The organism is Tolypothrix tenuis PCC 7101, from assembly GCF_963874875.1.
GTDB lineage: Bacteria > Cyanobacteriota > Cyanobacteriia > Cyanobacteriales > Nostocaceae > Aulosira > Aulosira tenue.
Genome location: NZ_CAWNJS010000001.1, coordinates 7,198,764 through 7,222,073 on the forward strand (window position 1 = coordinate 7,198,764; position 23,310 = coordinate 7,222,073).

Annotated in this window: 21 protein-coding genes, 1 tRNA gene and 1 other annotated feature; of the genes, 14 read left to right on the forward strand and 8 right to left on the reverse strand. The window is 42.5% G+C overall.

The annotated features are described in order from the left end of the window. Nucleotides 1–171 precede the first annotated feature (171 nt). Together AACU25_RS28385 and AACU25_RS28390 are read left to right on the forward strand one after the other, a co-directional pair. Nucleotides 172–981 (forward strand): alpha/beta fold hydrolase, encoded by an 810-nt coding sequence (locus AACU25_RS28385; protein WP_096581409.1) that lies wholly within the window; start codon nucleotides 172–174, stop codon nucleotides 979–981. 67 nt (nucleotides 982–1,048) lie between these two features. Continuing rightward, on the forward strand, nucleotides 1,049–2,602 hold the full coding sequence (locus AACU25_RS28390) for a Na+/H+ antiporter (protein WP_096581411.1): 1,554 nt from the start codon (nucleotides 1,049–1,051) through the stop codon (nucleotides 2,600–2,602). A gap of 138 nt (nucleotides 2,603–2,740) precedes the next feature. Here the strand turns inward: AACU25_RS28390 and AACU25_RS28395 are convergent, their stop codons facing one another. The 3 genes from AACU25_RS28395 to AACU25_RS28405 form a co-directional block, all read right to left on the reverse strand. Continuing rightward, a complete protein-coding gene (locus tag AACU25_RS28395) occupies nucleotides 2,741–3,304 on the reverse strand; it encodes a DUF3124 domain-containing protein (protein ID WP_096581413.1) in 564 nt (187 codons plus the stop codon). Nucleotides 3,305–3,518: 214 nt separating this feature from the next. After that, on the reverse strand, nucleotides 3,519–4,196 hold the full coding sequence (locus AACU25_RS28400) for a potassium channel family protein (RefSeq protein WP_045868224.1): 678 nt from the start codon (nucleotides 4,194–4,196) through the stop codon (nucleotides 3,519–3,521). 111 nt (nucleotides 4,197–4,307) lie between these two features. Continuing rightward, entirely contained in the window at nucleotides 4,308–5,153 is an 846-nt protein-coding gene (locus tag AACU25_RS28405; protein ID WP_321206685.1) for a pantothenate kinase, read from the reverse strand. Nucleotides 5,154–5,326: 173 nt separating this feature from the next. Here AACU25_RS28405 and AACU25_RS28410 point away from each other — a divergent pair, with 173 nt between their 5' ends. After that, on the forward strand, nucleotides 5,327–7,051 hold the full coding sequence (locus AACU25_RS28410; RefSeq protein ID WP_096581415.1) for a diflavin flavoprotein: 1,725 nt from the start codon (nucleotides 5,327–5,329) through the stop codon (nucleotides 7,049–7,051). 122 nt (nucleotides 7,052–7,173) lie between these two features. Then, nucleotides 7,174–8,886, forward strand: a complete 1,713-nt coding sequence (locus AACU25_RS28415; RefSeq protein WP_096581416.1) for a diflavin flavoprotein — start codon at nucleotides 7,174–7,176, stop codon at nucleotides 8,884–8,886. A gap of 596 nt (nucleotides 8,887–9,482) precedes the next feature. Here AACU25_RS28415 and AACU25_RS28420 read toward each other — a convergent pair. Next, entirely contained in the window at nucleotides 9,483–9,803 is a 321-nt protein-coding gene (locus AACU25_RS28420) for an RNA recognition motif domain-containing protein (protein WP_096581418.1), read from the reverse strand. Between the two features lie 310 nt (nucleotides 9,804–10,113). Continuing rightward, complete coding sequence (locus AACU25_RS28425; RefSeq protein ID WP_199347297.1) at nucleotides 10,114–10,728, reverse strand: phycobiliprotein lyase; 615 nt, start codon at nucleotides 10,726–10,728, stop codon at nucleotides 10,114–10,116. Nucleotides 10,729–11,095: 367 nt separating this feature from the next. Between AACU25_RS28425 and AACU25_RS28430 the strand changes: the two genes are divergently transcribed. Both AACU25_RS28430 and AACU25_RS28435 read left to right on the forward strand, forming a co-directional pair. After that, complete coding sequence (locus AACU25_RS28430; RefSeq protein WP_096581420.1) at nucleotides 11,096–12,538, forward strand: efflux RND transporter periplasmic adaptor subunit; 1,443 nt, start codon at nucleotides 11,096–11,098, stop codon at nucleotides 12,536–12,538. Between the two features lie 50 nt (nucleotides 12,539–12,588). After that, nucleotides 12,589–15,834 (forward strand): efflux RND transporter permease subunit, encoded by a 3,246-nt coding sequence (locus AACU25_RS28435; protein WP_096581422.1) that lies wholly within the window; start codon nucleotides 12,589–12,591, stop codon nucleotides 15,832–15,834. 99 nt (nucleotides 15,835–15,933) lie between these two features. Here AACU25_RS28435 and AACU25_RS28440 read toward each other — a convergent pair whose 3' ends face one another. Then, complete coding sequence (locus tag AACU25_RS28440; protein ID WP_096584200.1) at nucleotides 15,934–16,923, reverse strand: glycosyltransferase family 2 protein; 990 nt, start codon at nucleotides 16,921–16,923, stop codon at nucleotides 15,934–15,936. A gap of 369 nt (nucleotides 16,924–17,292) precedes the next feature. On the opposite strand from AACU25_RS28440, the gene rplS reads away from it, so the two are divergent. The 8 genes from rplS (at nucleotide 17,293) to rplL (ending at nucleotide 21,463) form a co-directional block, all read left to right on the forward strand. Then, on the forward strand, nucleotides 17,293–17,655 hold the full coding sequence (rplS, locus tag AACU25_RS28445; protein ID WP_096581424.1) for a 50S ribosomal protein L19: 363 nt from the start codon (nucleotides 17,293–17,295) through the stop codon (nucleotides 17,653–17,655). Between the two features lie 147 nt (nucleotides 17,656–17,802). Next, a tRNA-Trp gene (locus AACU25_RS28450) sits at nucleotides 17,803–17,875 on the forward strand. Between the two features lie 167 nt (nucleotides 17,876–18,042). Next, a complete protein-coding gene (gene secE / locus AACU25_RS28455) occupies nucleotides 18,043–18,264 on the forward strand; it encodes a preprotein translocase subunit SecE (RefSeq protein WP_096581426.1) in 222 nt (73 codons plus the stop codon). After that, nucleotides 18,264–18,896 carry a transcription termination/antitermination protein NusG gene (gene nusG / locus AACU25_RS28460; protein ID WP_096581428.1) on the forward strand — a complete coding sequence of 211 codons (633 nt, stop codon included), beginning with the start codon at nucleotides 18,264–18,266 and terminating at the stop codon, nucleotides 18,894–18,896. The genes secE and nusG overlap by 1 nt, the downstream gene beginning before the upstream one ends. Before the next feature lie 6 nt (nucleotides 18,897–18,902). Continuing rightward, entirely contained in the window at nucleotides 18,903–19,328 is a 426-nt protein-coding gene (gene rplK, locus AACU25_RS28465) for a 50S ribosomal protein L11 (protein ID WP_096581430.1), read from the forward strand. Between the two features lie 103 nt (nucleotides 19,329–19,431). After that, the gene (gene rplA / locus AACU25_RS28470; protein ID WP_096581432.1) at nucleotides 19,432–20,148 is read left to right on the forward strand and encodes a 50S ribosomal protein L1; all 717 of its coding nucleotides are present in this window, start codon (nucleotides 19,432–19,434) and stop codon (nucleotides 20,146–20,148) included. 64 nt (nucleotides 20,149–20,212) lie between these two features. After that, nucleotides 20,213–20,380, forward strand: a sequence feature (ribosomal protein L10 leader region). Nucleotides 20,381–20,438: 58 nt separating this feature from the next. Then, on the forward strand, nucleotides 20,439–20,990 hold the full coding sequence (rplJ, locus tag AACU25_RS28475) for a 50S ribosomal protein L10 (protein ID WP_096584203.1): 552 nt from the start codon (nucleotides 20,439–20,441) through the stop codon (nucleotides 20,988–20,990). Nucleotides 20,991–21,076: 86 nt separating this feature from the next. Further along, entirely contained in the window at nucleotides 21,077–21,463 is a 387-nt protein-coding gene (rplL, locus tag AACU25_RS28480; RefSeq protein WP_045868210.1) for a 50S ribosomal protein L7/L12, read from the forward strand. 226 nt (nucleotides 21,464–21,689) lie between these two features. Here rplL and AACU25_RS28485 read toward each other — a convergent pair whose 3' ends face one another. Next, nucleotides 21,690–22,865, reverse strand: a complete 1,176-nt coding sequence (locus AACU25_RS28485; RefSeq protein WP_096581434.1) for a DNA double-strand break repair nuclease NurA — start codon at nucleotides 22,863–22,865, stop codon at nucleotides 21,690–21,692. 167 nt (nucleotides 22,866–23,032) lie between these two features. Further along, nucleotides 23,033–23,305: a hypothetical protein gene (locus tag AACU25_RS28490; protein ID WP_096581436.1), complete on the reverse strand. Its 273-nt coding sequence runs from the start codon at nucleotides 23,303–23,305 to the stop codon at nucleotides 23,033–23,035. Nucleotides 23,306–23,310 lie beyond the last annotated feature (5 nt).

The following is a 23,310-nucleotide window of genomic DNA, read 5'->3' on the forward strand; positions in this document are numbered from 1 at the left end:
TCACTAATGACTATCAACTATTGGCTAAATTATGCTACAACTTAAAGCGGTTTACACTTGAGTGTAATGAGAATTTCGGTGTTACGGGGACAGTTCTCTGTTCTCAGTTTTTTCATACCAAAATTTAGTTACATCATCGGGTGATAATTGCTATAAATTTTAAAATTTAAGATGGATACGTTATTTCGTAACTCCCGGAGAAAACTCTCGCAAGGATTATTATTTTGGCGAGAAGCAGGTCAAGGTATTCCGGTAATTTTATTACATGGTGCATGGAACGATAGCAGTCAATGGGTGCCATTGATAGATTTGTTATCTGATAATTTCCATTGCTTGGCACCAGATTTACTAGGATTTGGAGAATCAGATAATCCAAATATTCATTACTCTATTGATTTACAAGTAGAATGTTTAGCTGAGTTTTTAACAGCCTTAAAGCTAGAAAAAGTATATTTAGTCGGCCATTCTCTTGGAGGTTGGATTGCTTCTAGCTATGCATTAAAGTATCCAGAACAAGTTCATGGTTTAGTGCTGCTATCACCAGAAGGTGTAAAGATAGAAAGACAAGAAAAGCAATGGCAGAGGATGCAGCGCCTAGCAAAATTACCACCATTTATATTTAAATTATTAAAAGTGCTGAGTCCGTTGATTAAAATTGTGGGCTTGCAGGAAAAAGTTAAACAATATTTGCAGCTACGTAATTTAATGTTGCAATATCCGACAGGTTGCCAATTGTTATTTGAGCGAAAACCCCCAGAGATTGAGGCAGAATTACTGCAAAATCAATTGTCTTTAATTGAATTTCCGGTTTTAATCTTACAAGGTGGAAAAGATACGGCAGAAGCCATTGCTAAAAGTCAAATTTATGCTCAATCGCTGCCTTACTCTGAGTTTAAAATGGTTGCTCATGCTAACAATGATTTACCAGAATCTTGTGTTGGGGTAATAGCTGAAGATATTAGGGAATATATCAAGAAATAAGCTGTTACGCATTTAACTTGCATAATTACCCAGAGTCAAATATAACCCTTTATTCCGCATTTATTAAGTGAGTGTTGCTCAATTAGTCACTGTTTCAATTATTCTCCTGCTTGTAGCCACCGCCGTAGCATTGCTATCGCGTTGGTTACGCGTTTCTTATGTTGCAGGTTTAGTTCTAGCTGGTTTAGCGTTGACAGAACTTTTACCACAGCGCATAGGTTTAAACGATTCCCTGATTTTAAATTTATTTCTACCGATTCTAGTATTCGAGGCAGCCATAAATACTGATATTAGTCGCCTTCGTAGCACTATAAAACCCATTTCTTTATTAGCTGGGCCAGGAATTGTAATTTCTTCTGGTGTGACAGCAGCACTTTTAAAATGGGGATTGGGGCTAAATTGGACAGCTGCACTACTAGCAGGAGTAATTTTGGCAATTACAGACACAGTATCGGTGATTGCTGTATTTAAAGAGGTGCTTGTCCCTTCGCGGTTGTCAACCATTGTTGAGGGTGAGAGTTTATTTAATGATGGTGTAGCCCTAGTTTTATTTAGCTTAATTGTGAAGGCGCATGAGGCTGGTTCAATCACATTTCTTGCAGGACTACAAGAATTATTTGTGGTGGTTGTTGGTGGCAGCTTAGTAGGGTTAGCTGTGGGATATTTAAGTACAGGTTTATTTGTCCGTGCAGACGAACCACTGAGTAGTATTTTGCTCACCGTAGCTGTAGCATTAGGTGCTTTTCAACTAGGGCAATCGTTTAGCGTTTCTGGGGTTGTGGCTGTAGTTGTTGCTGGCTTAATTGTCGGCAGTGTAGGTCTTTCAGATAAAGTATCAGCTTCTACAAGGTTGACCTTACTAAGCTTTTGGGAATCTATAGCTTTTGGTGTTAATAGCTTTATTTTTCTGTTAATTGGTATAGAAGTTAACCTAACAACTCTTTGGCAAATCTTACCTGCTGTACTATTAGCGATCGCAGCTTATCAAATTGCACGCATAGTTTCTGTTTATCCACTCTTAGCTATAGTACGTTGGTTTGACCGTCCAGTTCCTTGGCGCTGGCAACATGTTCTGTTTTTCGGCAATATTAAGGGTTCGCTGTCGATGGCGTTGGCGTTGAGTATCCCCGTCACCATCCCAGGACGAGAACAGCTGATTGCTATAGTCTTTGGCACAGTATTGCTGTCTGTTGTTGGGCAGGGAGTAAGTTTACCGTGGTTAGTAAAGCGGTTACAACTGTCTCAAGTATCAGCAACTCGTCAACAGGTTGAAGAATTACAAGCGCAATTAATTACAGCTAAAGCAGCACAGGATGAATTAGATACTTTATTCAAAACAGGGGTATTACCAAAAGCTGTTCATGAAGAGATGCGTGCAGCTTATCAAGTGCAAGTAGCAAGTGCAGAAAAAACATTACGAGAATTATATAATCGCCGTGCGGATGATTTAGAGGAAAAAACAGGGAACTCTAGTAAACTTGATGCTATTCGCCGTCGATTACTTTTAGCAGAAAAAGCAGCACTCAATCAGGCTATTCGTCAGCGAATTCTCTCAGAAGAAATTGTTTATGAACGATTGAAGAAACTTGATGAGCAATTGCTGCAATTGGAGGATGATTGAGTTTGGTAATGGGTAATTGGTAATGGGTAATTGGTATTTATCAAAGTCTAGTAGGGTGTGTTACGGCTATGAAAGTATTTGGGACTTAGAGACAATTAGATTTATCCGTAACGCACCATCTTGGAGAAAATCATATATTTATTTGGAAGAAGTAACTTGAGAGTTTCTTAAGTTTTTAATTACTTTACCAGAGCTTACGAAAGAAATTCCTTGCTGAAATTCAGTTGCAATCATTACTGCTTCGACTATTGGCTCAGAAATTATTTTTGGAGATACCCACTCTACAATAAAATTTGCTCCTGAACCGCCACTAGTATCTGTTCTATTGACAAAAAAATCTGTAGAACCAAGAGCATTAATTTGTATAGGTTTATCTAAATAGTTTTTAATTAATTTACCATCGGAATCATAGTAACGAACAGCAGTGATAATCATCGGATTATTTAAATCTGTATTCCGAATACTCAAGGTAGCTGCTAAATCTAAAATCTTCCGTTCATCGTTATGATAAATATGGGAATAAATAGGGACATAGATAGTTTGACCCATTGCTATTTTAAAATTTTTATCTAAAGTAACTACTTGTTGAGATGTTTGTGATGAAGTAGTTGTGGATTGCGATTTTGCTTGATTATTTAGTGATGTGCAAGATACTAAAAAAATCAAAGCAAATACTATATAAAAGCGTGGGTAAAGCTTCATTGTAAGGATGAAGGATGAATTAAAAAGAGGAATAGACCGGTTGTAAATAAGCTTGAAATCCTTACCAATGAATGACTAAGGGAAAAGCGCAAAGTCGAGCCAGTCGTGTGGGCGGGTCTCCCGACTTGAACGAACTGGCGTTGAGCGGAGGAAACCTCCGAGCAGAACTTTGTAAGAATGACAGCCTCAGCCAGTTATTTTTAATTTCGCCGTACTACTTACAACCTTCCATAAAGTCTATGACTTGATGTAATGAGCCTGGTTTAGTGACAACTAAAACTGTTGAACCAGGTTCTAAAATTGTACTACCGTTAGGAATTGTTAAATCTTCGAGGGGATGGGCTTGATAGCCAATAATGAGAGAACCTGTAGGAAAGCGAGAATCTTGAGCAATTTCGGCAAGGCTACGATTTGCAACATAGCAATTATTGGGGATGGAAAGTTTTAAAACTTCAATTTGTCCTTGCTCAAAATGCATCATTGATTCTACTAGCGGGTATTCAATAGCATTTACCATTGTGGAAACCGCTAGTTCCACAGTGCTGATAATATGATTAGCCCCCGCTAAACGAAAAGGTTCAGCGAAATCGGAATGACGCATCCGAGTCACAATATGAGGGACACCGTAGTGTTTAGCAAGAGTTACCATCGCTAAGTTCAACGCATCGCTTCGTAGCACAGCAACTAAGGCGTTAGCTTTTCGTATTCCAGCTTCTAATAAAATTTGTGTACTCACGGCGCTACCTTCAAAAGCCATTGCTCCCACCTGTTCGCGTGCATAGCGACAAGCGTTAGGATCAATGTCAATGACAGCTACGGTATGTCCTAGTTCTACCAATTTCTGCGCCAAGCTCAATCCTACTAAACCAGATCCACCAATTAGCACGTACATAGTTGCTATTTGCTACTGTTTGACTCTTACTTTACAGAAAGTCGGCGGGAAATGGGGCATAGGGCATTGATATTCTTTCCCGTCTCCAAATGAGTTTAACAAATGTAGCTTTTAAGGGATTCTGACTATTTTTTCTATGCCCCAAAAAATCAGGTTGGGTTCTACGGTCAAACGAGATGCGATCGCAGGATATAAGGCTTGAAGATAATTTAATAGTATGGTGCGATCGCCTCCTTTAATTGCAATCTTGCCCATCGGAAATAATTGCCACCAATTCTCTATAAAATCTTTTATTCCCGCCAAAATTGTGTAAATCACACCGCTTTGTATGGCTTCTGTGGTATTTAACGCAAACCGTGGCGGCAGAGATGCAATTGCTTGCGTTTCTATTAAAGGTAACTGTCCGGTTTTCTGACCAAGGGAGGTAAATTGCAAGCCTAATCCTGGTAAAATTGCACCCCCCACTAAACATTCGTCAGCATCCGCAGCCGTAAAAGTTAGTGCTGTACCCGCATCAATTACCAGCATCGGAAATCCCCAAGTTTTACCTGCACCCCACAAAGCTAAGGCGCGGTCAATTCCTAATGTGGGATAAAGTCCTTTGAGCGGTATTTGCTCTAAGGTAATTACCCGAACATTGGGGTAAGTTTGCCAAAGTGCTGTTTGACTGGGAACTACAGAGGCGATGGCGAGGGGAAGAGGGCAGGGGGCAGGGGGCAGGGGGCAGGGGGATGAGGGAGATGTGTATTTTTCCTGGTTTGCTTGTTTGTGAATAGGGGGAAGAATCTCTGGTGGTAAATCATTTAGGGTTTGGCATTGTGCTAACTGCTGTATGACTGACTCAGGTAAATAGTCAGTATTCCAAGTAGAGTCAAGCTTTGCACCGAAAAATAATGCCCAATGTAGCCGGGAATTACCAATTTCCAAGGCTAGCCAAATATTATTTTTTTTAATCACTTATTACACCAATATTTATAAAAAAATATATTTCCCAATGCCCCATCCCCCATGCCCAATGCCCAATTTAAATTTCTTAAGTTATCTATAGATTTTTTAATAAAAATTAACATTCGATACGTGTAACAATAGAGTCAGAGGAAAATATACTCATTGTGCTAAGGAAGGGAGTTATGGTAGCGCTCACCGAAAGAACTGAAAAAAGGCTCACCATACAAACTGTCGAGATTGCTCAAGATACTACAGCAATCCGCTCTTTGGATTGGGATCGCGATCGCTTCGATATTGAATTTGGTCTGCAAAATGGTACGACCTATAACTCATTTCTGATTCGCGGTGAGCAGACTGCTTTAGTTGATACTTCCCATGAAAAGTTTCGTCAGCTGTATTTTGACACGCTGACGGGGCTAATTAATCCGAAGGAGATTGATTATTTAATTGTGAGCCACACTGAGCCTGACCATAGCGGCTTGGTGAAAGATTTGCTACAAATGGCTCCTGATATCACTGTAGTCGCCTCGAAAGTGGCGATTCAATTTTTAGAAGACTTAGTACATCAGCCATTTAAACGTCGGATTGTGAAAAATGGCGATCGCTTAGATATTGGTAATGGTCATGAATTTGAATTTGTGATTGCGCCCAATCTTCACTGGCCGGATACGATCTTCAGTTTTGACCACAAAACCCAAATTCTCTACACCTGCGATGCTTTTGGGATGCACTATTGCACCGAAAGCACTTTTGATGATGATTTAAAAGCGATTGAACCAGATTTTAAATATTACTACGAATGCCTAATGGGGCCGAATGCACGCTCAGTGCTGTCAGCGTTGAAGCGGATGGGTGAACTGCCAAATGTTGGCATGATTGCAACTGGTCACGGGCCGTTACTATCTCATCATGTAGAGGAATTAACTCGACGCTACCGCACTTGGAGTCAAACTCAAGCCAAGCCAGAAACTGTAATTGGAATATTTTACGTTTCCGAATATGGCTATAGCGATCGCCTAGCCCAAGCAATTGCTAACGGTATCAGCAAAGCAGGGGTAGCTGTAGAATGGGTAGACTTGGGTTCAGGCATTGATTTACAAGAACTGCGAGAATTGGTAGGTCGTTGTGCGGGATTAGTAGTAGGTGTACCGCCAGCTTCTAGCAGTCCTAACATCCAAGCAGCCTTGAGTACCGTTTTAGGATCTGTCAAAGAAAAACAAGGTATCGGCGTATTTGAAACAGGCGGTGGCGACGACGAACCGATAGATCCGTTATTAAGTAAATTCCGTAACTTAGGATTAACCACAGCTTTCCCAGAAATTCGCATCAAACAAAACCCCACCGAAAACACCTACAAGCAATGCGAAGAAGCCGGGACAGACTTAGCCCAATGGGTAACACGCGATCGCAGTATTAAAACAATGAAAGCTCTGGGTGCTGATTTAGACAAAGCACTCGGTAGACTTAGCGGTGGCTTATATATCATCACTGCCAAAAAAGGCGATGTGAAGAGCGCCATGTTAGCCTCTTGGGTAGCCCAAGCCAGCTTCAAACCTCTAGGATTTTCCATTGCAGTCGCCAAAGACCGGGCGATTGAATCACTGATGCAAGTAGGCGATCGCTTTGTGCTGAACGTCTTAGAAGAAGGTAATTATCAACCACTGATGAAGCACTTTTTAAAACGATTCGCCCCTGGTGCAGATCGTTTTGAAGGTGTCAAAACTCAGCCAGCCGAAAACGGCGCACCCATCCTCACCGATGCATTGGCATATATAGAGTGCGAAGTCAAAAGCCGTATGGATTGCGGCGATCACTGGGCAGTATACAGCACCGTCTACGCCGGACGAGTATCTAACCCAGAAGCCTTAACTGCCGTACATCACCGTAAAGTTGGTAACCATTACTAGGGACTGGGGACTGGGTACTAGGAAGTAGGAACGCAGAGCATAAATAAAAAATTTCTATTACCCATTACCCATTACCCATTACCCATTACCCATTACCCATTACCCAATCCCCAATCCCCATCATGCCTACAAATAAACCCCGTGACGTTCAAGTTTTACCCATAGCTACAGATACAACCGTAATGCGATCGCGCAGTTGGTCAAGGTTAAGGTTTGAAATCGAATATGCTTTGGCTAAGGGTACTACTGCTAATTCTTATGTGATTCAAGGCGATAAACTCGCCCTGATTGACCCACCTGGAGAAACTTTTACAGAAATCTATTTAAAGGCTTTGCAGGAAAGATTTGATGTCGAAGCCATTGAATATGTAATTTTAGGTCACGTCAATCCTAACCGTGCTGCTACTTTAAAAGCTTTGCTGCAAGTTGCACCACAGATTACCTTTGTCTGTTCTAATCCAGGGGCGATCAATTTACGTGGGGCGCTGGAAAATCAAGACCTAAAAATTCTGGTGATGCGGGGCGAAGAAACCCTAAATTTAGGGAAGGGTCACGATTTGCAATTTATTCCTACCCCCAACCCCCGCTATGCAGACCTTCTGTGCACCTATGACCCCCAAACGGAAATTCTCTACACAGATAAGTTTTTTGGGGCGCATATTTGTGGCGATCAAGTCTTTGATGAAGGCTGGGAATCGATTAACGAAGACCGCCGCTATTATTTTGATTGCTTAATGGCTCCCCATGCGCGCCAAGTGGAAACAGCCTTAGATAAACTGGCCGATTTCCCCGCAAGAATTTACGCCACTGGACATGGGCCTTTGGTACGTTATGCGCTGATTGAACTTACCAAAGCTTACCGTGAATGGAGTCAGCAACAAACCACTGCTGACTTGACAGTAGCCTTAATTTATGCATCAGCATATGGGAACACAGCCACCTTAGCCCAAGCGATCGCGCGTGGTATCACCAAAGCTGGTGTCGCTGTTGAATCAATTAATTGCGAATTCACAGATCCAGAAGATATTCGCGCTGCTGTCGAGAAATCTGCTGGCTTTGTCATTGGTTCGCCTACCTTGGGCGGTCATGCACCCACACCCGTGCAAACAGCCTTGGGGATAGTTCTCGCCACCGCTACCACAAATAAACTAGCTGGGGTATTTGGTTCTTTTGGCTGGAGTGGTGAAGCAGTAGATTTAATTGAAGGAAAACTCAAAGACGCTGGTTATCGCTTTGGTTTTGACACCATCCGCGTCAAATTCAAACCCGACGCTGCTACCTTGCAACTGTGTGAAGAAGCCGGAACCGACTTCGCACAAGCATTGAAGAAAGCCAGAAAAGTGCGATCGCAAAGTGTCCCTGCTACCAATGTCGAACAAGCTGTAGGCAGAATAATTGGTTCTTTGTGCGTAGTCACAGCCAAGCAAGACGATATATCTAGTGCCATGTTAGCCTCTTGGGTAGCACAAGCCAGCTTTAATCCTCCAGGTTTAACCATCGCCGTTGCGAAAGACCGCGCTGTCGAAACTTTGACCCACACAGGAAATAAATTTGTCCTGAATATCCTCAAAGAAGGAAATCATTTAGGTTTGATGAAACACTTCCTCAAACCCTTTGGCCCAGCACAAGACCGATTTGAAGGTGTCGCCACCCAAGAAACTGAAAACGGTTCTCCAATTTTGAATGATGCCCTTGCATATTTAGAGTGTTCCGTCAATAATCGGCTAGAATCTGGCGATCATTGGCTCGTTTATGCAACCGTCGAGAATGGCAAAGTCCTCAATCAAGATGGTGTCACAGCAGTGCATCATCGTAAGTCGGGAACCCATTATTAAGTAGAGGGAACAGGGAATTTGAAATTTTGAATTACCCTTCAGGAGTAATACAGTTCAGTTAAGTCATACCATTTTGAAAAAAGAACGCGATAGATGGTTAGGGCACGGCATCCACAATCTTTTGGCATATCAAATATCTTACTGGTGCCGTGCCCCTACCAATAATTTATCTATCGCAAACATTATTTGAATTGGTATCAGTTAAGAAAATTAATTGACAACAAAACCAAAAAACTAGTTACTCAACAAAAAACCGAACAATAATTTTGGAGGGGGTTTGGGGGAGAATCCCCCAATTGAGCTAGCTTTTTCCACAACTGACAAATCAATTAAGTAGCTGGTTGGAATTAAATATAAGATGGACGTAGGTTGGGTTGAGGAACGAAACCCAACACCCGCATGGGTTACGCTATCGCTAACCCATCCTACAAATAATTATGCCTCCCTACTTACTAAACTGAAGGGGTTGACCCTTAATTATCATTCCATCAAAAAAGCTCAAGCATAATCGCTTGAGCTTTCACAATATTGTGATGAAGTTGATATAGCCAATGGGGTAAAAAACACCCCATCGCTTTTGACATCAATAAAACAGCTTAGTAACGGTTGCGTCCACCACCGCCGCCACCGCCGTAACCACCGCGTCCACCGCCGCCGCCAAAAGAACCTTTATTTTCTTTTGGTCTAGCCTTGTTGACTTTTAAGTCACGGCCCATCCATTCAGCACCGTCGAGTGCTTCAATAGCGGCTGTTTCTTCGTCATCTGAACTCATCTCGACAAAAGCAAAGCCGCGTACACGGCCTGTTTCGCGATCTGTGGGAATTTGAACTCGCTTTACAGAACCGTACTCTGCAAAAACCGCAGTTAAAGCGTCTTCTGTAACTTGGTAAGAAAGATTACCTACGTAAATTGACATAAAATGTCTCCAAAATCATAAACGTGTAGAGATTTAGATTTCGGAGAGAGTCTGAAAATACCAAAAGGAAAAAGCCTGTCAATACTAACAAAAACCACTATCACCGAATTAATTCTCATCTTTAATTAATGATATAGCAACTACCTCTTGAAGAGGAACGGTTAAAAAAAACTTTTAAGTAAACGCTTATAAATTAAAGTTAAATTATGAAAGTCCTGAATGCTGGTGAAAATTCAAGGGCCTAGGGTCAAAAGTCTGGTTCTAATTTGGAATTTGGAATTGTTTATCCCCCTTGCCCTGCTTAATCCCCCTATGGAATCATACTTACGCTCTCTACTCTTGTTTCCAAATACTGACCAATCATCAACTGTTCCCCAGCCCGAGAGATGATTGTCTGGCGAGTACGGTATTTACTCCCAATTAGCTTTAACTCTTCTTCAAAAACTGAGCTATTGTACTCTGTTCGCAAACACAGCGTTTTGGGATTGGGGAAATAGAATTCTGCAGTAATTGGTTTTGAGGTCGCAAAACCGCGATCGCGATACAAAATGTTTCCTAAAGCACCAAATAAAGTTGAACCTTGAGATTCTTTTTTACCTGTAACTGAATCTGTACTTTCCCAAATTACTTCAGTACCACAGACTAAACTGACTGCATCTGGTAATTCATGCAACTTAGCTAGTTGTTGTAATTCTGCGCTTCCCTGTTCTAAATACCGAATAGCGATCGCACTAACAATTTCTTTGGTAGTCCCCGATGAGAGGGTGTAATAGCGCCGTTGCGATCGCCATTCACCAACCGATTCCTGAAAAAATTCAGCAATCTCGGATTTTTCAATGGTTTTTATAAGTTTGACTGGTAATGTCACTAGTTGCCTACCTTCAGCACAATGATAGAGATTGTTAGGTTTTGAAACTTGATACATTACGTTTGTACCAAATACCAAATTTCTTTACTATTTTTAATCTAAACTAGATATTAAAAACATTACTGATAGTTTGGCTACAATGCTAAACATCGGCATTTCCAATTGTTTCTGCCCAAGGATAGAAGCAAAAAGTTAATAAAGTATTTTTGTAGTCTGGATCGGTCATATATCTTGCGGCAGATCTTAGTAAGACTAAAAATACGTATACTAAATTTACCCTTGGATTCAGTATGCTCAAATTCCCTGGCTCTGCATCAGCAGACAAGCCTAGGAAATTTTTCGGATTTTTGATTTAAAGAATAATTTCATACAGCTCGCCAGTAGAAGGTTGTTATTCAACGCCCCCTAATGACGAGCAAAATTAATGATTTTGGACGGAAATCAACCGCACAAATTCTCAAAAATGCCAAATACCATCAAAGCATCTCAGTTAATTAACTCTCAGTTACACCACACAAGTAATCAAGAACATAGGCGGAAGTTTCCTCATTTCTGTGGATCTCAGTCTAGTTTATTGATTGCTTGCTTCTTAGGCTTGAGCTTGATGACATTAGGTTGTGGTTCCTCCCCTAAAGAATCAGCCGATGCACAATCTCAAGGGCCAAGTACTGCAAGACAAGGGGGAAGCGCAACACCCGTAGATGTAGCGATCGCCCGCACAGAGAACTTGCAAACAGCACCAGAATATACAGGTACTACCACACCCTTCCGCACAGTCTCACTGCGATCGCAAGTAGAAGGAAGGCTATTAGCTTTAAATCTAGATGTCGGAGATAGAGTCAAGCAAGGACAAAACATTGGACAGTTAGATGATGTCCTCTTGCTCACAGACTTAAAGCAAGCAGAAGCAGAATTAGCATCCCTCAAATCGGAAGTAGCAAGGGCAACAAATCAGGTAAGTAATGCCCGCGCCGACGTAGAAAGGGCGCGCTTAGAATTATTGCAAGCCCAAGCCGACTCACAACGCCAGCAGCAACTAGTTAAACAAGGTGCGATCGCCGAGCAAACTGCCCAACAAGCCCGCACAACAGCCCAAACAGCCGCCCAGTCCCTTCGATCTGCTACCGAGCAAGTGCGTACAGAACAGCAAGCCGTCGCCGCCGCCCAAGGTAGAGTAGTTGCCCAACAAGCAGTAGTCGCCCAAGCTAAAGAACGCAGATCCTACAGCCGTTTGACATCTCCCATTACTGGTGTTGTTACCGAAAAGGTTACAGAACCAGGCAATTTGCTGCAAGCAGGGGGCGAAGTCTTAAAAATTGCCGACTTTAACCAAATCAAAGTTGTAGTTCAAGTTTCCGAATTAGAACTAGCACAAATTCGTATTGGGCAATCTGTGCAAGTCCGCTTAGATGCTTTTCCCAACCAAACATTAACCGGGAGAGTGACACGCATTTCCCCAACCGCCGATGCTACAGCTCGTTTGATACCAGTAGAGGTAGTAATTGCCAACAGGGACGGCAAAATTGGGAGCGGACTGCTAGCACGCGTCAATTTCGCCACCCAAGCCGCACAGCGAGTAGTCGTGCCGCAAACAGCTCTTCAGAAGCAAGCCACAAATTCCGCTTCTTCCCAACCCAAAACCAGTAAACAAGAGTCAGATAAGCAAAGCGGGACTTTGTTCGTAGTCACCAATGTTGAAGGTAAAGCCAAGGTAGCCGCCCGTTCTGTCACCCTGGGCAAAAGAGGTGATGGCAAAGTCGAAATTTTATCAGGATTACAACCAGGCGATCGCTATGTAGTGCGTAGTGGTAAGCCATTAAAAGATGGAGACGCTGTGCGTCTTTCAATTATTTCAGAAAAATCTTAGTCCGCCCCTAGGGGGAATCAACAGTAATTTTTGAAAAATCAATTAGAAAGATGCAGCAGTTAAAAAACGGCAGCGGATTCAGTCTGAGCGCCATCTCCATCCGCCAACACATTGGCACACTCATGCTGACTTTGGCGGTGATAGTAATGGGTGTCTTTTTTATCATTAATCTTCCGGTAGATTTACTACCATCCATCACCTATCCCCGCATTGGGGTGCGAGTACAAGCTCCTGGTGTCTCCCCAGAAGTAGCAGTTGATGAAGTCACCAAACCTCTAGAAGAAGCCTTTTCTGCCACAGAGGGCGTAGTACAGGTTTTTTCCCAAACACGTGAAGGACAAATCAGTATCGATTTGTTCTTCCAACCAGGAGGCAATATTGACCAGGCTTTAAATGATGCGACAGCAGCTTTTAACAGAGCCAGAAGCACCTTACCCGACACCATTGAAGAACCACGTTTATTTAAAGTCGATCCTTCCCAGTTACCTGTTTATGAGTTGGCATTAACCTCACCTTCTTTAGCAGGTGTTGATTTACGGGTTTTTGCCGAAGAAGAACTAGGCCGAGAATTGGGTGTTGTCCCCGGAGTCGCAGGGGTAGATGTATCAGGCGGAGTGCAAGAAGAGGTCAGAATTAATATTGATTTGGATCGCTTGCAAGCCTTGGGTGTAGGTTTAACCGATGTCTTAGATGAACTGAGAGACCGTAACGTCGATGTTTCTGGCGGTCGGATTTTAGGGCGCAATTCCGAACCTTTAACCCGTACTGTGGGGCGTTTTCAAAGTGCTGACGAAATTAGAAATTTATCGTTTGAAGTAGGCTCTACTCCAGCTAATGGCACAGCTACCAGTTCCCCAACTACAGTTCCTCAGCGCCGCGTCTATTTGCGAGATTTTGCCGAAGTCATTGATGGCTCAGAACAACAGCGAGTTTACGTCCTCCTTAACGGGGAAGAAGCTGTAAAAGTCAGTATTCAAAAGCAGCCAGATGCTAACACCATTGATGTTGTAGATGGTGTGAAAAAACGGTTAGAAGAATTGCGAAAATCTGGTGTCATTCCTGAGGGAACAATTTTCACACCAACTTTAGACGAATCTAGATTTATCCGTAATTCCATCTCCAATGTTACCAGTTCGGGATTGGTGGGTACTGCATTAGCTGCGATCGCAGTTTTACTATTTCTGGGTTCCCTCAGACAAACTTTTATCATCGTCGTTGCTATTCCTTTAGCCACTCTCGCGGCGATTATCTTGATGGGAATGTTTAAGTTATCCCTCAACGTTTTTAGTTTGGGTGGTTTGGCGCTGGGTGTAGGTATTGTCGTCGATAACTCCATCGTGATGTTAGAAAACATCGCCGAAGGTGCGGGGATGACTCCAGGTAAAGATACGAAAACCCGCTTGAGTTCTCAGCAACTAATTTCCCAAGCAGAACAAAGTAGCCAAGAAGTAGAATCAGCCTTAATTGCTTCCACCAGTACCAACTTAGTGGCAGTGTTACCGTTTTTGCTAATTGGTGGCTTTATTGCCTTACTCTTTAATGAGTTAATTCTCACCATTAGCTTTTCTGTCGCCGCCTCCATTTTGATTGCAGTCACCGTTGTCCCAATGCTGGCTTCGCGAATGCTAGCTTGGCGATTTTCCAGCCGATTAAGCGAATTTTGGTTTCTGCGGCAGTTTAATCGTCGTTTTGATGCAGCTACGGTTGGATATGGTCGCTTTTTATCAGGGATATTGCGCTGGCGGTTAGTGACAGTCGCCCTAGCTTTGTTGCTATTCGGTGGTGGTAGTTTATGGATGGCTCCCCAAATTCCCCAAGAAATTTTGCCCCGAATTAATACCGGACAAGCAAACTTAAATGCTCAGTTTCCTCCTGGGACTCCCTTAGAAACCAACCAAAAGGTGATGAATGCGGTGAACGAAATTCTCCGCAACCAGCCAGAAACCGAATATGTATTCTCAACAATTGGTGGTGCGCTCTTTGGTAATACTACCAATGCCAACCCCCTCAGAGGTACCAGCAACATTACTCTCAAACCCGGTAGTGATGTAGAAGCTTATACCGAAAGAGTTAGCCAAGAATTTAACAAGCTGAATTTAGCCGGAATCCGCCTGCGCCTTGCACCTGGACAAGTCCGGGGTTTGATTGTCAACAACTCTCCAGTCCGAGGCGCGGATATTGATGTAATTTTACAGGGAAATGATGCAGAAACACTGCAACAAGCTGGTCGTCAAGTATTAGCAGCCTTAGAAGAACAGGCCACCCTAGCTAGATTCCGGCCTGATGCTGATGACCGACAACCAGAAATTCAGATTCGTCCCGACTGGGAACGAGTAGCAGCCGTTGGCTTGACTGCTCAAGAAATCGGGGACACAATTCAAACTGCGATCGAAGGCAGTATTCCCACTCAACTGCAACGTGGTAATCGTTTAGTAGATGTGCGGGTGCAGTTAAATGAAAACTCTGTACAAGCACCTTCACAATTAGAAAGATTACCTTTATTTGTTGAGAACAATCGCCAAGTCCGTTTGAGCGATGTCGCCACAATTATCGAAGCTCAAGCACCAGGAGAAGTGCAACGGATTAATCAACGTCAGGTGTTCTTGATTGCTGGTAATTTGAGTGAAGGTGCAAGCTTGAGTAATGCCTTAGCTCAGGTAAATACAGTTATCAATAGTCTTGATTTACCCGAAGGTGTCAGTATTTTACCAAGTGCAGCTGTTGAATCGAATCAACAACTACAAAACTCACTACAACTGTTAGGGGGATTAGCTACCTTTTTAGTTTTTGTGGTGATGGCGGTGCAATACAATTCCTTGATTGACCCGTTAGTAATTATGTTTACAATTCCTTTAGCATTAGCTGGGGGTATTTTCGGTCTTTACATTACCAAAACCGCTATTGGTGCAACTGTGATTGTTGGTGCTGTGTTGTTGGTAGGTATTGTTGTTAACAACGCCATCATCATGGTAGAACTGGCAAATCAAATTCTAGAACGAGAGAAAGTTGACCGCAAAACAGCCATTTTACAAGCTGCACCGCAACGTTTGCGTCCAGTATTAATGACCACAATTACCACAGTTTTAGGGATGTTTCCCTTGGCTTTGGGAATTGGGGAAGGCTCAGAGTTTTTGCAACCATTAGGCGTAGTAGTGTTTTCAGGTTTGTCCTTAGCAACACTCTTGACCCTATTTATTATTCCCTGCTTTTATACCCTGCTCCACGATATTTTTAGTTGGGGTTGGACAAAGCCAATTTTTATGCAACTGCGTTTATGGAAGAAGAATTTTTCGTGACATAAACCGCAAAACATCTAAGATACAAGGTTAAATTGTTTCAAAATCTTCTAGGGTGGGACGGACAGCCTGCCCTAACTATGCAACTTTAAAGTCCGATTATGCTTTTCCATGCTCCCAAACTTTACTCACATTATTGGCTTCCCGATCATCAATCAATACAAATTTGTTGAGATGGGAATTACGGTAATTTAGACGGCGTGATAAAGTAGCAGTTACTAGAACCCACCAAGCGATAGGAGATAAAATTCCTCCATCTATCATCTTGAGGAGTTCTGTTAACTGCCTACGCTTGAGTGCCACCAATAACCAGTGTAATTTGACATAATTTCGCGTATTCTTAAGACTGGGTAGATAAGAAGAATGTTTATGGTCAACTAAAGCATAAATCTTCTCTTTCATCAAAATATTTGTATCTAACCGCTTCAATAGCGAAAATTTTTGATTATAAGCTCCAGTCCAAATTGTGCGATAGGCTAGGCATTGATTTAAGAAAATAGCATCGCCAAATTGAGCAATGCTAATCCAAGAATCAATATCATCACAGTTAGCATCAAGCTGGGGGTTCCAACCACCAGTTTTCAAGAAAGTATCACGGCAGCAAGCTACTTGCACAGGAGTGCCAAAAGGTACAAGCTCTAAGAGCATACCGTAATGAATATCAGCTTGGGGAATATAAAAGGCTAACCCTGGCCCAACTTTTGGCGTGCGGCTAAGTTCCTGTTCATTGCTATCTACTTGAGAGCCAATACAAGAACAGATAACAGCACTGGAATGGAGAGAAATTGCCTTTGCCATCTCTTCTATACAATTAGGCGCAAGATAGTCGTCATCATCCAAAAACTTAATCCAGTCGCCACTGGCTTTGGTAACTCCCGCATTGACTGTAGCTGCATGGCCTTTATTTACCTCATTGCGATGGTAAATTACCGAATTACCTAAGCTTTTCACATAAACTTCAGTTTCATCAGCAGAACAGTCATCAGCCACCACAACTTCACAGGGAATCGTTTGGTTAAGAGCGGAATTAATAGCTCGTTTAAGTAAGTCTAAGCGATTGTAAGTGCTGATAACGACACTAAATTTCATAGTTAAAACCAATAGAGGTTTACAGTGAAGCCCTGTAATCAGGGCTGTTTTTGAGATGTTGACTCCTGAGAAAAATTTGAGCAATCCAATTTGAAAAATGGTTAATTTGCTTACGCGGGTAAACAAATGTCGTAGATTACACTAGTTATCGCTCGGTGAACATCTGTTTTTACAGCTAGGAATGATTGGAAAAATCAAACTCTCAGCTTTATAGTTCACTTTTTACCTAAAATTTTTTACATTCTTGTGTAACATTTTTTCTCTAACCTAATTAACGCATCAGGAAAATCATCAGCTAAAAACTACTGGACTGTCTGGCTGGAATAGATTTATGATTGATGATCGTGAGTTTTTTAAACCAGACAGTCAATGAACGCTCAAGAGATAATCCGTTCCATTGAAGCGGAACAACTAAAAACGAATCTGCCCGAAATTTATGTGGGCGACACCGTGAAAGTAGGCGTGAAAATTAAAGAAGGCGATAAATATCGCGTGCAACCCTATGAAGGTGTAGTGATTGCTAGACGTAACGGCGGTATTAACGAAACAATTACAGTCCGCCGAGTATTTCAAGGCGTTGGCGTTGAGCGGGTATTCCTCCTGCATTCGCCTCGGATTGAAAGCATCAAAGTAATGCGTCGTGGTAAAGTGCGTCGTGCGAAACTCTACTATCTGCGTCAACGTGTGGGTAAAGCAACCCGGATCAAACAACGCTTCGATCGCGCTCTGTAATTTACAATTACAGGTATGGGAGATGTGTTAAAAAAAAGCGGCATCTGCCGCTCACTTGCCCCAGAGAAATATTTAAGGTAAGATAAGATTCTGAATTGCGTTAGAATAAAAAAGTTCAGCGCAATCACTGAATCGAAGACAGCTTGTGCGCTCTTAGTTCAGTTGGTAGAACGCAGGTCTCCAAAACCTGATGTCGGGGGTTCAAGTCCTCCAGGGCGCGCTTAAAAGCACAAAACAAAGCCCGAAATAACAACACAGCTGCTATAATTAGCGGTTAGTATTGATATTTTCGGGTATAATTATGTTTGCAGCTTTTTTGCTTCCAGATTTAAATTGGGATTGAGTCAAGCTGTAAACCTGAATTACAAAACGGGGGTATGAACGGCTGTGGCCAAAAAAAATGAAGCGGAAATCCCAGAAAACAATAATGAGTCAGCCTTAAATAACTTTTTTCAAGGAACTAAAGAAGAACTGGAGAAAGTAGTCTGGCCCAGTCGCAAACAACTGGTGAGCGAATCAGCAGCTGTTTTGTTAATGGTGACACTCTCCGCATCTTTGATATATTTGGTTGATGGATTGTTTGGGTGGGCAGCAAAACAGGTGTTCTGATGACTTTTGCAACAGACGAACCACGCGACTCCACGTTGCAGTCAGAGGAAGCCGCAGAAGCTGCGCTCAAAGAAGCACGGTGGTATGCGGTGCAAGTAGCCTCAGGCTGTGAAAAGCGCGTTAAAACAAACTTGGAACAGCGCATCCAAACCTTTGATGTAGCTGACAAAATTATCCAAGTCGAAATTCCACACACGCCAGCGGTCAAAATCCGTAAAGATGGCAGTCGCCAGCATACAGAGGAAAAAGTTTTCCCTGGTTATGTGCTGGTGCGGATGGTCATGAATGATGATACGTGGCAGGTAGTACGCAATACATCCCATGTAATTAATTTTGTGGGAGCAGAACAAAAACGTGGCACCGGTAAAGGACGTGGTCACGTTAAGCCAGTACCCCTGGGTCATTCAGAAGTTGAACGTATATTCAAACAGACTAGCGAACAAGAGCCAGTAGTCAAAATTGATATGGCGACTGGTGATAAGATAGTTGTGCTTTCTGGGCCGTTTAAAGACTTTGAAGGTGAGGTAATTGAAGTTTCTCCAGAGCGGAGTAAGCTCAAAGCCTTGCTATCGATTTTTGGACGAGATACACCAGTAGAGTTGGAATTTAATCAGGTAGAAAAACAGAGCTAAATAAAAATGGCAAAGAAAGTAGTGGCGGTCATTAAACTGGCCCTGAATGCTGGAAAAGCCAACCCAGCACCGCCAGTAGGCCCTGCTTTGGGTCAGCATGGCGTTAACATCATGATGTTCTGCAAGGAGTACAACGCCAAAACAGCAGACCAAGCTGGAATGGTAATCCCTGTAGAAATTTCGGTGTATGAAGACCGGAGTTTTACATTTGTACTCAAAACCCCACCTGCATCAGTACTGATTCGCAAGGCAGCAAAGATTGAGCGTGGCTCCAATGAACCCAACAAAAAGAAAGTTGGGAAAATCACCAGAGCACAATTACAAGAAATTGCTCAAACTAAACTACCTGACCTCAACGCCAACGATATAGAAGCGGCGATGAAGATTGTGGAAGGTACTGCCAAGAACATGGGCGTAACTATAGCAGACTAGTCAAGAGTTAAGAGTCAAGAGTCAAAAGTCAAAAGACTCAGTACTCATTACTAAAAATTATCGGGGGAGAGGCGAAGCTTCGGAATTACCCCAGGAGAGAAAAATGGGAAGGAAAATATCACGTCGCTTGCAGGCATTGCAAGCAAAAGTAGAAGATAGAGATTATGCACCCATAGAGGCGCTAAATCTCCTGAAAGAAACAGCAACAGCAAAATTTCCAGAAGCCGCTGAAGCGCATATTCGCTTGGGAATTGACCCCAAGTATACAGACCAACAATTGCGGACAACTGTAGCACTGCCCAAGGGTACAGGACAAGAAGTACGTGTGGCAGTAATTGCTAGAGGTGAAAAAGTCAACGAAGCAAGCAATGCTGGTGCTGATGTTGTTGGTTCAGAAGAGCTAATTGACGAAATCCAAAAAGGTAGAATGGATTTCGATAAGCTAATTGCCACACCAGATGTCATGCCTCAGGTAGCGAAGCTAGGTAAATTGCTTGGGCCTCGGGGTTTAATGCCATCACCTAAAGGTGGAACCGTGACATTTGATATCGCTAGTGCGATCGCAGAATTTAAAGCTGGTAAATTAGAATTCCGTGCTGACAGAACAGGTATCGTCCATGTTATGTTTGGTAAGGCATCCTTCTCGCCAGAAGATTTGTTAATTAACCTTAAGGCGTTACAAGAGACAATTGATCGTAACCGTCCTTCAGGAGCTAAAGGCCGTTATTGGCGCACAGTATACGTATCTTCCACAATGGGCCCATCGATTAAAGTCGATATCAGTGCTCTACGGGATTTGAAACTGAACGAAGCAGCATAAATAGGGTCTAAAAGCTGGCGACTAGAAGATTAAGCCGCCATAGCCAATGACCAATACCCCATCCTCAATTAAATAGACAAAGCCGGAGACAGCAGGAGCCATTGGCTTAATATCCTGCCGAGGTTGAAGCTCTAAATTGCCTGAAGTAAAACCGTTAATGGTGTATTGCTATGGCAGCAAGAGTCTTGCTATGAAACCCCGGCGCTAAGAGCTGGGGTTTGTTGTTTGGGTGGGTTAAAAATGCACAAGTAGGGGAAATTAATGATTTTGCCCTAGGAGGTGAAATAAAGATGGGAAGAACGCTAGAAAACAAACAAGAGATAGTAGCCGATCTCAAAGAAACTTTGAGTGAGTCAACATTGGCACTGGTAATTGATTATCAGGGTTTAACTGTGGCTGAAATCAGCGACCTACGGCGGCGGCTGCGTCCGAGTGGCACCGTCTGTAAGGTGACCAAGAACACCCTGATGGGTATTGCCATTCAAGATCAAGAGCAATGGCAACCACTGTCAGAACTGCTCAAAGGCTCTTCTGCCTTTTTGTTAGTTAAAGACGATTTTTCTTCTGCAATTAAGGCTTACCAAGATTTCCAAAAAGCTACCAAGAAGACAGAACTTCGTGGCGGCGTTATGGAAGGTCGCTTGCTGAGGGAACCTGATGTTAAGGCTCTAGGAGACTTGCCATCTAAGGAACAACTCATGGGTCAAATTGCTGGAGCAATCAACGCTTTGGCTACCAAGATTGCTGTTGGTATCAACGAAGTTCCTGGTTCACTGGCGCGTGCTTTGCAAGCAGTGGCTGATGCAGAAAAAAGCGGTAGCACTGATAGTGCTGGCGAATAGAAAAAAGTCAAACAGTCAATGGTCAACAGTTAATGACTAATGACTAATAACTAATAACTAAATCAAACATCACAGGAGTTATATCCATGTCTGCTACAACCGATAACATTCTGGAACAATTAAAATCCTTGACTTTGCTAGAAGCTGCTGAATTAGTTAAGCAAATTGAAGAAGCTTTTGGCGTAAGTGCAGCTGCTCCTGTTGGCGTAGCGATCGCAGCTCCTGGTGCTGCTCCTGCTGCTGAAGTAGTAGAAGAGAAGACCGAATTCGACGTGATTCTTGAATCAGTTCCTGCTGACAAGAAGATTGCTGTACTGAAGATTGTTCGCGAAATCACTGGCTTAGGTTTGAAAGAAGCCAAAGATTTGGTAGAAGCTGCGCCCAAGCCTGTTAAGGAAGGTATTGCTAAGGAAGCTGCTGAAGATGCTAAGAAGCGCATCGAAGAAGCTGGTGGTACAGTAACAGTGAAGTAAGCTGATACGCACCTATAACAAATATTTTTGCGTTAGGTTTGTCCAAGGTCAAAAGTCAAAAGTCCAAGCTAGGCTTTGACACTGGACTCTTGACAACCTTAGCGCGAAATGTAGAATCTAAATGCGTAATAGCTTAATTAATTTTTCATTACTGTGTTTGAATGAGGAGCCTAAATCAGACTCCTTTTTTTTGGTATTTCTCCACATTTAGCAATTGAGCAAATGATTAGGCGATACTTCCACGCTTACGAGCTTCTTTGTAGGAGGTACCGACATTTTTCAAGCCGGCTTTAATCATTTGTTTTTCTAGGAGAGCAAAGAAACGCGCTTTGTCACCACCACGGACTACAGCCTGATTATGTGCTTCCGCGATCGCCACTGGGTAGCCATAGCCTTTTTGTACCTGTGCTAACATCAATCCTAAAGCTTGGTCAAATATAGCTGTATTTTCTGCTACCCACGCTGGAACTTCTATCCGGGCAATTTCGGTGCCTACATGGATGTAGCAAAAGTAAATTTTTTGGTCTTCATATAAATCTAAAATTCGGGCATTACTGCGCCATAGAGGGCCACGCTGTCCTGGTTTGAGTTGAGTTGCCCAAAGGGATGTATCTCGCAAAGGCTCAAATATTTTACAAGGAATCTTTTCTAACTGGTTAGGGCAATAACTTATACAATCTGGTACGGGATGGGGACAAGCTAACAGGCGCAGAAAGTTCATACCTTCGACATTGCGTGAGGCGCTAAGATAGCCCATCAGCGGAATTTGAGCATCGCGCAGTCTTTGCCAAGCTTCAATGATTGGGGGTAAGATGCGATCGCGCGCATCAATTGGTAATTGTTCCAAAAACCAATAAATTAAGGAACCATCTACCATTGCTAGGCTTGGTGCTTCTCCCTTCACCGCACAAGCCAATTCTGCTAATACTGTGGCTTCACTAGCAGTGCGGCGATAACCCATCCATTCCTCAGTTCTAATTCCCCACTGCCGAGACATATATAAATCTTCTGGGCGGTAAAATACCTCTGGCAAGCTATCTAATATAGGATGGCGATTTTGTCCGTAATGTAAGACGACTCTGCCAATATTGAGCAAATAACAATAAGCAATTTCGTGATGGTTAGGCGCAATTTGCGAACCATCTGTAGCAATAACAGTATGAATTTTTGGGGGAACTGGAATATCAATGCAGGTTTCTAATGGCTCAATAGGAGTAGCATTAGCAAAGAGAATGCGATCGCGCCATTTTTCCTGTCGATCAATTAAATCTTTTTGAAATGCATAAGCTTGTTGCAGATGTTTTTGCGCTAATTCTAAACGCTGACGGCTAGCAGCAGCTTCTACGGTAAGATGCTGACTTAAACCTTGCATTTGTCGCGCTAGTTTTGTCAGATCAAGCATAGGATTTTATTGTAGTTGAGGACTTTGGCAAGAGTAAGTTATTTTTCATAACATTGGATGGGATTTTGAGAATTTAGAAACCCACCCAGACAATAACTAATTTATTAAAGTTCTTCTAAAGAAACTAAAATATTTTTTTGAAAATTTATCAATTACTTTTCCATAAATCATCCAGCAGTCCGCTCCATTGCACCACCAAAACTTACGGCTACATCATAACCAATTCGTATAGTAAATAACCTAGCATTAGGGTTTTTCTGTTTTAGCTTTAATGCTGCTTCTACACCAGTTTGATCAATTTCATATTCACCACTTTCTGCATTAATTACAATCATCTTGCCGATATTGTCACCATACTCAACTTTTTGACGAATATCGTTTTCATAAAAGTCCTTAGCTCTTCGGGCTACTTCTTCTAAAGTCCAGAAAATTGATTGCATAAAAA

Bases quoted from the DNA above. Each gene is read 5' to 3' on its own strand.
- AACU25_RS28385 (WP_096581409.1), top strand. From the start codon at position 172: ATGGATACGTTATTTCGTAACTCCCGGAGAAAACTCTCGCAAGGATTA.
- AACU25_RS28395 (WP_096581413.1), bottom strand. From the start codon at position 3,304: ATGAAGCTTTACCCACGCTTTTATATAGTATTTGCTTTGATTTTTTTA.
- AACU25_RS28400 (WP_045868224.1), bottom strand. From the start codon at position 4,196: ATGTACGTGCTAATTGGTGGATCTGGTTTAGTAGGATTGAGCTTGGCG.
- AACU25_RS28410 (WP_096581415.1), top strand. From the start codon at position 5,327: ATGGTAGCGCTCACCGAAAGAACTGAAAAAAGGCTCACCATACAAACT.
- AACU25_RS28415 (WP_096581416.1), top strand. From the start codon at position 7,174: ATGCCTACAAATAAACCCCGTGACGTTCAAGTTTTACCCATAGCTACA.
- AACU25_RS28420 (WP_096581418.1), bottom strand. From the start codon at position 9,803: ATGTCAATTTACGTAGGTAATCTTTCTTACCAAGTTACAGAAGACGCT.
- AACU25_RS28425 (WP_199347297.1), bottom strand. From the start codon at position 10,728: ATGTATCAAGTTTCAAAACCTAACAATCTCTATCATTGTGCTGAAGGT.
- AACU25_RS28430 (WP_096581420.1), top strand. From the start codon at position 11,096: ATGATTTTGGACGGAAATCAACCGCACAAATTCTCAAAAATGCCAAAT.
- AACU25_RS28435 (WP_096581422.1), top strand. From the start codon at position 12,589: ATGCAGCAGTTAAAAAACGGCAGCGGATTCAGTCTGAGCGCCATCTCC.
- AACU25_RS28440 (WP_096584200.1), bottom strand. From the start codon at position 16,923: ATGAAATTTAGTGTCGTTATCAGCACTTACAATCGCTTAGACTTACTT.
- rplS (WP_096581424.1), top strand. From the start codon at position 17,293: ATGAACGCTCAAGAGATAATCCGTTCCATTGAAGCGGAACAACTAAAA.
- nusG (WP_096581428.1), top strand. From the start codon at position 18,264: ATGACTTTTGCAACAGACGAACCACGCGACTCCACGTTGCAGTCAGAG.
- rplK (WP_096581430.1), top strand. From the start codon at position 18,903: ATGGCAAAGAAAGTAGTGGCGGTCATTAAACTGGCCCTGAATGCTGGA.
- rplA (WP_096581432.1), top strand. From the start codon at position 19,432: ATGGGAAGGAAAATATCACGTCGCTTGCAGGCATTGCAAGCAAAAGTA.
- rplJ (WP_096584203.1), top strand. From the start codon at position 20,439: ATGGGAAGAACGCTAGAAAACAAACAAGAGATAGTAGCCGATCTCAAA.
- rplL (WP_045868210.1), top strand. From the start codon at position 21,077: ATGTCTGCTACAACCGATAACATTCTGGAACAATTAAAATCCTTGACT.
- AACU25_RS28485 (WP_096581434.1), bottom strand. From the start codon at position 22,865: ATGCTTGATCTGACAAAACTAGCGCGACAAATGCAAGGTTTAAGTCAG.
- AACU25_RS28490 (WP_096581436.1), bottom strand. From the start codon at position 23,305: ATGCAATCAATTTTCTGGACTTTAGAAGAAGTAGCCCGAAGAGCTAAG.